This is a genomic window from Pannonibacter sp. Q-1, assembly GCF_054073275.1.
On sequence record NZ_JBSXNB010000001.1, the window covers coordinates 233,772 to 245,624 of the forward strand.

General features: G+C 61.7%; 8 protein-coding genes. 1 reads left to right on the top strand and 7 read right to left on the bottom strand.

Annotated elements, in window-relative coordinates:
- Nucleotides 1-89 precede the first annotated feature (89 nt).
- The 6 genes from ACVNHC_RS01070 to mscL form a co-directional block, all read right to left on the bottom strand.
- Complete coding sequence (locus ACVNHC_RS01070) at nt 90-806, bottom strand: helix-turn-helix domain-containing protein (RefSeq protein ID WP_208977681.1); 717 nt, start codon at nt 804-806, stop codon at nt 90-92.
- 352 nt (nt 807-1,158) lie between these two features.
- Nucleotides 1,159-1,497 (bottom strand): response regulator, encoded by a 339-nt coding sequence (locus ACVNHC_RS01075; RefSeq protein WP_208975598.1) that lies wholly within the window; start codon nt 1,495-1,497, stop codon nt 1,159-1,161.
- Nucleotides 1,498-1,655: 158 nt separating this feature from the next.
- On the bottom strand, nt 1,656-2,252 hold the full coding sequence (locus ACVNHC_RS01080) for a response regulator transcription factor (RefSeq protein ID WP_050470921.1): 597 nt from the start codon (nt 2,250-2,252) through the stop codon (nt 1,656-1,658).
- Nucleotides 2,253-2,291: 39 nt separating this feature from the next.
- A complete protein-coding gene (locus tag ACVNHC_RS01085) occupies nt 2,292-3,464 on the bottom strand; it encodes a two-component system sensor histidine kinase NtrB (RefSeq protein ID WP_457166210.1) in 1,173 nt (390 codons plus the stop codon).
- A gap of 93 nt (nt 3,465-3,557) precedes the next feature.
- Nucleotides 3,558-4,781 (bottom strand): pyridoxal phosphate-dependent aminotransferase, encoded by a 1,224-nt coding sequence (locus ACVNHC_RS01090; RefSeq protein WP_019962971.1) that lies wholly within the window; start codon nt 4,779-4,781, stop codon nt 3,558-3,560.
- Between the two features lie 117 nt (nt 4,782-4,898).
- A complete protein-coding gene (gene mscL / locus ACVNHC_RS01095) occupies nt 4,899-5,324 on the bottom strand; it encodes a large conductance mechanosensitive channel protein MscL (protein WP_050470918.1) in 426 nt (141 codons plus the stop codon).
- A 245-nt stretch (nt 5,325-5,569) separates the two neighbouring features.
- On the opposite strand from mscL, the gene ACVNHC_RS01100 reads away from it, so the two are divergent.
- Entirely contained in the window at nt 5,570-9,097 is a 3,528-nt protein-coding gene (locus ACVNHC_RS01100; protein WP_050470917.1) for a PAS domain-containing hybrid sensor histidine kinase/response regulator, read from the top strand.
- On the opposite strand, the gene ACVNHC_RS01105 is transcribed toward ACVNHC_RS01100, so the two are convergent.
- Nucleotides 9,087-11,561, bottom strand: coding sequence for a putative bifunctional diguanylate cyclase/phosphodiesterase (locus ACVNHC_RS01105; protein ID WP_457166211.1), 2,475 nt, complete (start codon nt 11,559-11,561; stop codon nt 9,087-9,089). The genes ACVNHC_RS01100 and ACVNHC_RS01105 overlap by 11 nt on opposite strands.
- Between the last annotated feature and the right edge of the window lie 292 nt (nt 11,562-11,853).

An 11,853-nucleotide genomic window follows, 5' to 3' on the forward strand; every position in this document is an offset into this window, starting at 1 on the left:
CTGTTTTTGCCCGCAGAAACGCCAACAGCCAGTCCTTGCGGACTGGCTACAGGGCTTACAATGATCGATGGGGTCTTGTGCTTGTCTGATCAGTGCTTGCCGGTGAGCTGGCAGACAGCGCAAACCCGGTTGAGGCGGATCTCGTCGTTGCGCTCCAGCGTGATGAGGCCGCGGCGCTTCATATCCGAGATCACACGGCTGACTGTTTCGATGGTCAGACCAAGGTAATCGGCAATTTCCTGGCGGGTCATGTGCAGCTTGACCTGACGGCTGTCCGGCAGGCCGTCTTCCACCGGCCCCATGCAGTTGTTGCCGCCGCGGTCCGGAACCAGATGCATCAGGAAGCTGGCGACACGCTCGGTTGCCGACTTGCGGCCAAGCAGAACCGCGTGTTCATGCAGATGCTGCATCTGCGTGATCAGGCATTTGGTCAGCTGGCGCTGAATGTCGGGAGAGACTTCGATCTGGTGCAGGTCCAGCGTGTGGACGCAGGCATCGGTCAGGGTTTCAGCTGTGCAATCCTGCTCTTCACCGGCGGGCATACCGAAGATATCCCCGGCGCGCAGCACCTCGACCACCTGACGGCGGCCATCGGGCAGCAGCTTGAACAGCATCACCGTGCCGCGGCCAACCTCGAAAATGCGGTCGGCAGGGTCACCCTGGTAATAGATCACATCATGCGGCTTGTAGCTCACGCTCTTGGCGCCAAAGCTGGCGAAGTGAGAGGTGACCTCAGGGGCAGGAACGCGGGATGCGATGGTACCGGCCATGGGTGATCTTGTGAGACTGCGTTCCAGATAAGCCATGTTTCCCTCCTGTGGCTTTCAACCCGCAAGGAAACACGGCACGGGTTTCCCCATGCACCACGTTTCCGGCAACCTGCCCCGTCCGGCGGGCTGCCTGTATTGCTGCTGATGGTGACAAACTATCTTGGAGATTTGCAGGGCGAAATCCGGTCGAGTGCGTAAGGCCTTATACTCAGGACAGGATGACGCATCCGTAGAATTCAGTAGTGTAAGGGAGTTGTACTCCGCCTCTCAGAGGGGAAACACCACAAAGCAAATAAATCCGGCAGCAGATCGCAACCGGGGAATTGATACAATTCCACTTCACAAGACAAAATAAACGCAGGATTTTGTCGCGGCTGCAATTCCGCCTTCAAAGATAAGGCGCCAGCTCTTCTTCGGACAGAGGCTTTCGCAGGAAGGCAAAGGGATTGATGCCGCTCAGCATCTCCCGCAGGCGGTTCCCCGGCTGTCCGGAGATGACAATGACCTTGGGAGGGTCGCGGAATTCACCCAGCCAGCGCACCACCTGTGCGCCACTGACACCGGGCAGGCCCAGGTCGACAATCACCAGGTCGCCGGAAACCGGCGGCTCGCCTTCAAAGAAGGACTCTGCGTCGGGGTATACGACCGCTTCGTGACCCATTCCCTCCACGAGAATGGACAGCGCGTCCGATACCCCGAAATCATCTTCGACAATGTGAACTGTCACGCAAATGGTCCACGATAGAGCGTGTGCATTGGGCACTGCTCTCTTTATACGGCCCTTTTGCCCAATATGATCTACGCACTATTACGAGGGATCTGAATCAAATTTTTGCAATCGATGTCATCAGCCCGCATTGCAGGAGCGGGCTGATGACATTCGTTTCAATGAGCAAGCACGATGCGGACGAGATCCGCCGCGTTCTTGGCGCCGAGTTTCTCCATGATGCGGGCGCGGTGCACCTCGACCGTGCGAGGGCTGATGCCCAGCTCCCGGCCGGCTTCCTTGTTGGAAGCCCCTGCCGTGATCCTGCCCAGAACCTCGCGCTCACGCCGGGTCAGCAGTTCAGCGCCGGGGAAGCTGCCGGTCTCACCATTTGCAGGTGCCCCCTTGTTCCGCTGCGCCTCGATGCCCTCGCGCACACGGGCAACCACCGTGTCGGCGTCAAAAGGCTTCTCAATGAAATCAAAGGCACCGTTGCGGATGGCCTCCACAGCCATCGGGATATCGCCCTGGCCGGAGATGATGAAGATCGGCGCTTCATAGCTGTCCGCGCTCAGGGCCTTCAGCACGTCAATGCCGGAACGGCCCGGCATGTGCACGTCGAGAATGACGCAAGCCGGAACACGCTCCTTGGCAACCGTGACGAAGCTGTCCCCGTCCTCGAAGGTTTCGACCGAAAAGCCCTCCATCTCGAACACGACAGACAATGCATCGCGCACGGCGGGATCATCATCAACGATGTAGATGGCTTCGGTCATCCCTAAAGTCCTCTTTCTTGCGTATAGCCCAAGGGCATATCACGACTTGCCGTCAGCGTGACGATCTGGATCAATATTGCAATTAATAGGAAGGCGGAGAACGAACGTTGCCCCTTCTCCCTCGGCAGCTTTTTCAAGGCTCAGATCACCGGCGTGATTCTGGGCGATGGTCCGGGAAATGGCGAGGCCAAGCCCCAGCCCCTTGCGTTTGTGGCCTGAGAAGGCGCGGAACAGTTCCGGAACCACCTCGGAGGGGACCCCTGGCCCGCTGTCCTGGACGCGGAACTCGATGTAATCGCCATGCCGCTCCACTTTGAGCCGCACGGTCTTTTCCGGCGAGCCCTGCACCGCCTCGCGGGCGTTGCGCAGAAGGTTGACCAGAACCTGGCGGATCTGCACCGGATCGATCGGCAGTTCCGGCAACTGCGGCTGGATTTTCATCTCGAAACGCACGCCGCTGTCACCCGATCCCAGTTCCACCAGTTCCACACAGGACCGGCTGAAACTCAGCAGATCCGTCGGCACCCGTTCCGGATCGCGCTTCTCCACCAGCTGGCGCATGCGCTGGATGATCTCCCCCGCACGCTCGGCCTCACGCATGGCCTTCTCGATCACGCCAAGAGACTGAGCATCGACGGTATCGGCATTGCGCGCCTTGCGGACAACGGCCTGAAGATACAACAAGATCGCTGTCAGCGGCTGGTTCAGTTCATGGGCAATCGCCGCGCCCATCTCGTCGATGGCGCTGATTCGGGTCATATGAACCAGTTGCGCCTGCGCCCTCGCTAGGCTCTGCTCCACCGACTTGCGGTGCCGCAGATCCCGCAGGATGCCGATGAACTGGCGGCCATCGGGCGTCTTCGCCTCTCCGACCGACAGCTCCACCGGAAACTCGGTGCCATCCTTGTGGCGCGCGGCGACTTCACGGCCGATGCCGATGATCCGCCGCTCGCCGGTTTCCAGATAGCGCTCCACATAGTGGTCATGCTCGCGGGCATAGGAGCCCGGCATGATCAAGGTAACATTCTGACCCACAGCTTCGGCGGCCGTGTATCCGAAAAGGCGCTCGCAGGCCTTGTTGAAGCCCAGGATGCGCATACGGTCGTTGATGACGATGATGCCGTCGACGGCCGTCTCCAGAACACTGGCCAGACGTGCGTCAGATACGGTCCAAGCCGCGCCCTGACCACAATGTCCCTGTCCCTCGTCCATGCCCTGCCGCCAAAATGTCCCGAGCGCGGCAAAGCACAACGCTGGGTAACAAGTCCTTACGTGGAAATCCGTAACGCATTCTACGAAGCTGCGTCAACGCTTTAGCCAAGCGGCAAGGCGCCTCATCCCCTCTTCCACATGATCGGCCCGGCGGGCAAAGCACAGCCGCAGGAAGCCCTGCCCGGTGACACCAAAGGCCGAAGCAGGCGCCAGCCCCACCCGCGCCTGAAGGGCCAGATCCATGGCCAGCTGGCGCGCATCCGTGTGCCCCTCGATGCCGAAGAACATGTAGAAAGAGCCATCCGGCACGGTGAAGCGCACGCCATCCATGGCCGCCAGCGCATCACAGACGATCTTGCGGCCCGCCAGCGCCCGCGCTTTCTGCTCCTCAAGGAAGGCATCCCCTTGCGGAGACAGCGCCGCAATCGCCCCGCGCTGCATGAAGGCAGCAACGCCGGACGTGGAATATTGCACCATGTTTTCAATGACCTGACCCAGCGCTTTGGGCGCGGACATCCAGCCGATGCGCCAGCCGGTCATGGCCCAGTTCTTGGAGAAGGTATTCACCTGGATCACCCGGTCGTCCTCTTCCACAATTTCGTGGAAGGAGGGCGCATGATTGCCGGCCCCATAGTAGAAACGGCCATAGACTTCGTCGGCAATAATCCAGATACCGTGGCGGCGGGAAATATCGAGAATCTGTTTCAGATCCTCCCGGCTCGCCACCCAGCCGGTCGGATTGGCCGGCGTGTTGATGAAGATGGCGCGGGTGCGCGGCGTGATTGCCGCTTCGAGACGCGCCACATCCAGCGACCAGCCGCCTTGCGTGAAATCGAGGGGCACGGAGACCGGCACCCCGCCCATCAGCCCGACAGAGGCGGCAATGTTCGGCCAAGCAGGCACCGGAACCAGCACCTCGTCCCCCTGCCCGGCGATCATCTGCACCGCGATCTGGATGGCCTGCATCCCGGACCCGGTGACGAAGAAGCGCTCCGGATCAAACGGGCGGCCGAAGACGCGGCCATGATAATCCGCCAGCGCCTTGCGCAGTTCCGGCAGGCCGCGCTGATAGGTGTAGAAGGTCTCGCCCGCCTTCATCGCCGCTTCCGCCGCCTCGCAGATGAAGGCCGGCGTCGGCAGATCGCCCTCGCCCACCCAGAGCGGGATCACATCCGGCAGCTCGCGCGCCGCATTGACGACTTCGACGATGCCGCTTTCCGGCGCATTGCGGGCAGGCGCCCGGAGAGCATCAAGGATGCGATCATTGGGGGTGTGCAAGGTCACGTCAGGCTCCGCCGGAAGGATGTGTCTGGTCATCGACCTTACAAATCCTCTCCGGCAAAAGCACATGAATCTGCGTGAAGCTGACTTCACCCAAAGCGATGATTGCCGCCGGGTGCCAGCCCCGGCGGGACAAGCTTATCCCGGCCAGGCTCACTTCTTCAGAAGGTCGCGGATCTCTTCCAGCAGCAGTTCCTGGCGCGGCGGCTTGGCCGGTTCTGCGGGCTTGGCCTTTTCTTCGCGCCGCAGCCGGTTGACGCCTTTCACCACGATGAAGAGGGCGAAGGCCACGATGGTGAATTTCACCATCGCATTGACGAAAAGACCAAGGTTCCAGGTCACGGCACCGGCAGCCTTGGCAGCGTCAACCGTCGGATAGGGGCCTTCCGGCATGCCCTGCTTGAGCACCAGGAACAGCTCGGAAAAATCCACGTTGCCGAGGATGAGGCCGATCGGCGGCATGATGATATCGTCCACCATGGAGGAGACGATGGCACTGAAGGCCGCGCCGATGACAATGCCGACGGCCATGTCGAGCATGTTGCCTTTGATGGCAAATTCTTTGAATTCCTTGAGCATTTCCGCCCCCGTGATCTGGTGCTCCTGGTCCGGGCCGTCCGCCCGGACTGCCTGACAGTGTTAACACATCCTATCCGCAAGGGAAGATTTGCGCAGGCACGCCCCCGCCGCAAGACGAATGGACAAGCCCGCGCGCCTATGGTCCGATCAGCACGGGAGGACGGAGACGCACGGAAAAATCCGGCGCATCCGGCCAGAGGCAACAAGCAGTCCGGTTCAACCGGACAAGGGCGGACAGGATTGCGATGCTGGACGGCTGGATCGTCACCTTAAGCGCACTGGGCTATATCCTGCTGCTCTTTGCCATCGCCAGTTTCGGGGACCGGCGCTCGCGCCTGCCGCTGGCGGTGAAGAGCCGGCCCTTCATCTATGCGCTGTCTCTCTCTGTCTACTGCACATCCTGGACCTTCTATGGCTCGGTTGGCGGGGCGACGCAGAACGGGCTGGAGTTTCTGGCGATCTACACAGGCCCGATCCTGCTCTTTGCCTTCGGCTTTCCGCTGCTGCGGCGGATCATCCGGGTCGCCAAGACGGAGCGGATCACCTCGATCGCCGACTTCATGGCCGCCCGTTACGGCAAGAGCCAGACGGTTGGCGCAACGGCGACGGTCATCGCCGTCATCGGCATCATTCCCTACATCGCCCTGCAGCTGAAGGCGCTGTCCCTGTCGGTCACCACCATGATCGGCCCCTTCGGCCCGCCGGACGGGGTGTCGCTGCTCACGTCCTTCGGCGACATCACTTTGCTGATCGCCATCGGCATGGCCGTGTTCGCCTGGCTGTTCGGCACCCGGCACATTGATGCGACCGAGCATCAGGAAGGGCTGATGCTGGCGATTGCGCTCGAAGCGGTGGTCAAGCTCTTCGCGTTCCTGGCGGTTGGCTTCTGGGTCACCTATGCCCTTTATGACGGGCCGCTGGATCTGGTGGCGGCAATTGCCACAAGCCCCAAGGTCGCCAGCGTCTTTTCCCAGCCGTTCCAGCCGGCGGAATGGATCGCCATCACGTGCCTGTCGCTCATCGCCTCGCTGCTGCTGCCGCGCCAGTTCCATGTGGTGGTCACCGAGAACAATTCCGAGGCAGAGCTGCGCCTCGCCACCTGGATGTTCCCGCTCTACCTCATCGCCATCAACATCTTCGTGGTGCCGATTGCCGCGGCGGGCATGCTGACGCTGGATCCCGGCATCAATCCGGACTCCTACGTCCTCGCCCTGCCGATGGCCTCGAACCAGGGTTTTCTCGCCCTCTTCGCCTTCATCGGCGGCCTGTCGGCGGCAACGGCCATGATCATCGTCGCCACGGTGGCGCTGGCGATCATGATTTCCAATGACATCGTGGTTCCGCTCATTCTGCGCCAGCGCGGCAGCGACGATATCGCCTCGACCCGGGGCAAGGATCTCAGCCGCATGCTGCTGCGCGTGCGCCGTGCCTCCATCTTCGTCATCCTGCTGCTCGCCTATGCCTATTACAGAGCGGCCGGTGACACCGCCGCCCTTGCCTCGATCGGCCTCCTCTCCTTTGCCGCGATTGCCCAGTTCGCTCCGGCCTTCTTTGGCGGGCTTTTCTGGCGCAAGGCAACGGCGCGCGGTGCGATTGCGGGCATGGTGGCGGGCTTTGGCCTGTGGCTCTACACCCTGCTGCTGCCGACCTTTGTCCAGTCCGGGCTTATTGCCGAAGCGATCCTCTTCGACGGGCCGTTCGGCATCGAATGGCTGCGGCCGCAATCCCTGTTCTACAGCCCCGCCGACCCGTTCCTGCACGGGGTAGCCTTCAGTCTTCTGGCCAATCTCACCTGTTTCATTCTCTTCTCGCTGACTCGGGCGCCCGAGCCGTCCGAACGGCTTCAGGCCAATCTCTTCGTGCCGCAGGAGCTGGCCTCGACGCCGTCCTTCCGCCTGTGGCGGACCCATGTGACGGTTGGTGATCTGAAAGCCACCGTCGCCCGCTATCTGGGGGTGGAACGCTCCGAGCGTTCCTTCCACCGGTACGCTCGTGAACGCGGCCTGACGCTGGATCTCAACGCTCCGGCGGATGCGCAGGTGCTGCGCTACTCAGAGCAGCTGCTGGCCTCGGCCATCGGCGCGGCCTCCGCAAGGCTGGTCCTGTCGCTGTTGCTCAAACGGCGCGATGCCACCATCAAGGGCGCCATGAAGCTGCTGGATGATGCCTCCGAGGCCATCCAGTACAACCGCGACCTTTTGCAGACGGCGCTCGATCAGGTGCGTCAGGGCATTGCCGTGTTCGACCGGGATCTGCGGCTGATCTGCTGGAACCGTCAGTTCCGCGACCTGCTAGGCCTTCCGCCTGAATATGGCCAGGTGGGCACCCCGCTCGACACCATCATCCGCTTCAATGCGGAGCGGGGCGAATTGAGAGGCAGTTCGGCCGATGCGATTGTGGCCGACAGGATCGAGAAGCTGGTCATCCGCCAGGAGACGTTCCAGGAGCGCCTGTCGATCACCGGCACCATTCTGGAGGTGCGCATCAGCCCCATGCCGGATGGCGGCATCGTTACCACCTTCACCGACATCACCGAGCGCGTGCTGGCCGAGGAAGCCCTGTCCAGATCCCACGAAACGCTGGAGCGCCGGGTGCGCGAGCGCACCGAGGAGCTGACACGCGTCAACCAGCAGCTCGTCCAGGCAACTCATGCCGCCGAAGAGGCCAACATCGGCAAGACCCGGTTTCTGGCCGCCGCCGGTCATGACATCCTGCAGCCGCTGAACGCCGCCCGCCTTTACGCCTCCGTGCTGGTCGACAGGTTCCGCGAGGGGGAGGCAGGGGATCTGGTGCGCAATGTCGAAGCCTCGCTCGAATCCGTCGAAGACATCATCAGCGCCATTCTGGATATTTCCCGCCTCGACACCGGCGCACTCAAGCCGGAATACGGCACCTTCCGCCTCGACGAGATTTTCCGCGCCTTGCAGCTGGAATTCGACCCGGTCGCGCGCGAACGGGACCTCAGGCTGAGTTTCGTGCCGACCTCGCTCACCGTCCGTTCAGACCGCCGCCTGCTGCGCCGCCTGTTGCAGAACCTTGTGTCCAATGCCCTGAAATACACCCTGACGGGCCGCGTCCTTGTCGGCTGCCGCCGCCATGGCTCACGTGTCGTCATTGAGGTTCACGACACAGGTATCGGCATTCCGGCCTCCAAGCAGAAAGCCATCTTCATGGAGTTCCATCGGCTGGACGATGGCATCCGCACGGCCAAAGGGTTGGGACTCGGCCTGTGCATCGTGGAGCGGATCAGCCGGGTGCTGGATCACCCCGTCACCCTGCGCTCTCGAATGGGGAAAGGCTCCTGCTTTGCGGTGGAAGTTCCCTCAGCCGCCCCTGTTCCCGTGCTGCCCAGCGTTGGTGAGCCGGTTGCCGTGACCAGCAGCCAGCTGGATGGCATGCTGGTTCTGGCCATCGACAACGAGCCAAACATTCTCGACGGCATGCGCCGCCTGCTGGAAAGCTGGAGCTGCGAGGTTCTGACCGCCAGCAACGACATGGAAGCAGCCCAGCACGTGACGCAGCTTGGCCGCACGCCCGACATCATGCTGGTCGACTATCATCTTGATCAGGGCAATGGCATTGAATGTGCCGTGCGGCTGCGCTGGAAATTCGGCCGCAGCATTCCTGCGCTGCTCATCACCGCCGACCGCAGCCGCGCCGTGCGGGCGGAAGCGGCGGAGCGGGACATCGGACTGCTCAACAAACCGGTCCGGCCTGCGGCCCTCAGGGCCCAGCTGGCGCGGGTCCGGGCAGAAATGCTGGTTACTGAGTGACGATCTTTCGCGACCCTACCCGGCTGGCGCCATAGTCAGGACGCGGCACGAGCGTGTCCGGGCAGTTTTCCACCGGCAGGCCGAAATAATAGCCCTGCAAGCTGCCACAGCCCATGAGGCGCAGCTGATTGGCCTGTTCTTCTGTCTCAACGCCTTCTGCCGTCACTTCCATCTTCAGGCTGCGCGCCAGGATGATGACCGCTGAAATGATCGCCATGCTCTCCCCGCCATCGCCCAGTTCGCTGACGAAGGACTTGTCGATCTTGATCTTGTCGAAGTGATAGTGGCGCAGGTAGCTCAGCGACGAATATCCTGTTCCAAAGTCGTCCAGAGCGATGCGCACGCCCAGCGCCTTGAGCTGACTGAGGATCTCGGCCGTTGACCCTGCGTCCTGGATCAGCACGGATTCGGTGATTTCCAGGATCAGCCGCTGTGCCGGCAGTCCCGATTCCTCCAGCGCCCATTTCACCGCGTCAACAAGCCCCGCCGCCGCGAACTGCAGCGGCGACAGATTGACCGCAATGGATATCTCGTGCTTGCTCCCGGCAGCCCGCTTGCACGCCTCCCGCAGCACCCATTCCCCGATCGGAACAATCAGCCCGGCCTCTTCGGCGATGGGAACGAAGACGGCGGGTGAAACCGGACCGATGAACGGATCGTTCCAGCGCAGCAGGGCCTCGCAGGACTGGATGTGTCCGGTCTGCGCCGAGACAATCGGCTGGAAAGCCAGGGCGAGGCCGCCTTTTTCGACGGCCCTGCGGAGCGCGGCTTCCATTTCGCGCCGCTCACGCTGTTCCCGGTCCATCTCGGCTTCGAAATACAGGGCCTGCCCCCGTCCGCTGCGCTTGGCCTTGTAGAGCGCGATATCCGCGCAGCGCATCAGGTCATCGATGGTGTCCGCCTGACGCGGCGCGCAGGCGATGCCAATCGTTGCGCCCACGGTGTAGCTGCCGCTATCGGTCAGCAGCGGCGCCTTCAGGCTGTTGATCAGTTCGTTCGCCAGCGCCTCGGTGCTCTGGCGGCTTTGCCCCACATGCAGAATGGCGAATTCATCACCGCCAATGCGGGCAAGATCCGCGCGTCCGGCACAGATTTCGCTGAACCGCTGCGCGACCAGATTGAGGATCTCGTCGCCCACGGGATGACCGCGCATGTCATTGATGGCCTTGAAGTTGTCGAGATCCACCATCAGCAGGCTGACATTGCTGCCATCGGCCAGCGCGTTCTCCAGGCTCTCGCCAGCCCGGCCCAGCAGCCAGTTGCGGTTGCCCACTCCGGTCAGCGCATCATGCTCAGCGAGATACTTGACCAGATCGTGGGCGCGGCGGGCATCGGTGATGTCAGACCCGACGCCGCGATAGCCGGTGAACTTGCAGGCTCGGTCGAAATAGGGCCTGCCGGTGAGAGACCACCAGCGGCGCTCACCATTGACGATGGTCAGCACGGGCATGTCGCGGAAAGGCTGACAGGCGTTCATCACCTCCCGCACCTCATCCCAGCCATCCCCCTGCTCGGCACTTGTCTGCAGGGCATCGATCAGGCCGTATCCCTGCAGGTCTTCCGGGGCGCGCCCGCAAACCTCGCAGAACCGGGCAGATGTCCGTTTCAGACTGCCCGCGCTGTCGGTTTCCCACAGCCAGTCGCTGGCGCTTTCCTCAAACTCGTTGAGCAGCAGGCCGATCACCTGTCCCCGGTGTTCGAGTTCCTGCTCCGTTATCACACGGGCCACAAACACCCGGGAAACCGCCAGAATACAAACCACCACCATAAAGGAATAGGCCGAGAGCAAGCTGGCAAGCTCGACCATCGGCCCCTTGCCGATCTGCATGATCTGGAACACCGATCCGCACCAGATCGTCACGACCCAGGCAAGGCCTGCCAGAGGCACCGTCGCCAGCACAAAGCCGCCCGCGCAGATCAGTCCGGCAATCAGGCAGGCGGAAAGGATGAGCGTGTCCTCAGAGCCGTAGTAAAAGGTCATGAACAGTGCCAGGCACCACAGGATGCCCAGTACGCCGGCCTGTATGGTCGCGGAAACAATGCCCCTGGAGGACGCCGTCGTAAATGTCCGCTTCCGGCTCTTCTGCCAGACGGCGACACCGCGGCCGATGACAAACATCATGGCTACTGACCAGGCGAGCAACAGGTAGAGCGGCGTCACACCGAAATTCAGATTGATGATGATGAGAGCGCTGAAGACGTTCCATGACGTAATATACGGCATGAACCGGACAATCGCCGTGATCTGCTGCGCGCGTATCCGGCCGCTCAGCTCATCCTCATCCAGCAGTCCCCGGAAGATGAAGCGCACGGCGTCGGTCAGATGATGAAGTGGACGCCTCAGAAAATCAGCGATGCTGAGTTCCCCGTTCATGCACACGTCTTCCCCTGCTGCAGCCCGCCCGGCATCACCGGGCTCTGCTGCTCCGAATGCGACCTGCTTCTCGGCCTTCGCCTGGCTCATCCACTATCCGGTCAATATTTGCGCACAGGGTACATGTGTCGCTGGGGAACGTAATGTCTCATATCTCCGTAAAGAGGGGGTAAAAATCACGATTTGAATTAAACAAAGCGAAGATTTCCAATTGAGATCAACAGGAAACGGCTCAATCAATTTAATCAACTTGATAAAATACCTGTCCACGCTCTCCAGCCTGCCCAGCATTGCTCAGTAAGCATGCCTAAAGGATGGGCACGCCCGCAGAACAGCGGTTGACTGTTCGCGAAATCTGGCAGGGCTGAAATTCAAAACAGCA

Excerpts from the sequence above, each read along its gene's own strand:
- ACVNHC_RS01070 (WP_208977681.1), bottom strand. The coding sequence starts at position 806 with ATGGCTTATCTGGAACGCAGTCTCACAAGATCACCCATGGCCGGTACC.
- ACVNHC_RS01080 (WP_050470921.1), bottom strand. The coding sequence starts at position 2,252 with ATGACCGAAGCCATCTACATCGTTGATGATGATCCCGCCGTGCGCGAT.
- ACVNHC_RS01085 (WP_457166210.1), bottom strand. The coding sequence starts at position 3,464 with ATGGACGAGGGACAGGGACATTGTGGTCAGGGCGCGGCTTGGACCGTA.
- ACVNHC_RS01090 (WP_019962971.1), bottom strand. The coding sequence starts at position 4,781 with ATGACCAGACACATCCTTCCGGCGGAGCCTGACGTGACCTTGCACACC.
- mscL (WP_050470918.1), bottom strand. The coding sequence starts at position 5,324 with ATGCTCAAGGAATTCAAAGAATTTGCCATCAAAGGCAACATGCTCGAC.
- ACVNHC_RS01100 (WP_050470917.1), top strand. The coding sequence starts at position 5,570 with ATGCTGGACGGCTGGATCGTCACCTTAAGCGCACTGGGCTATATCCTG.
- ACVNHC_RS01105 (WP_457166211.1), bottom strand. The coding sequence starts at position 11,561 with ATGAGCCAGGCGAAGGCCGAGAAGCAGGTCGCATTCGGAGCAGCAGAG.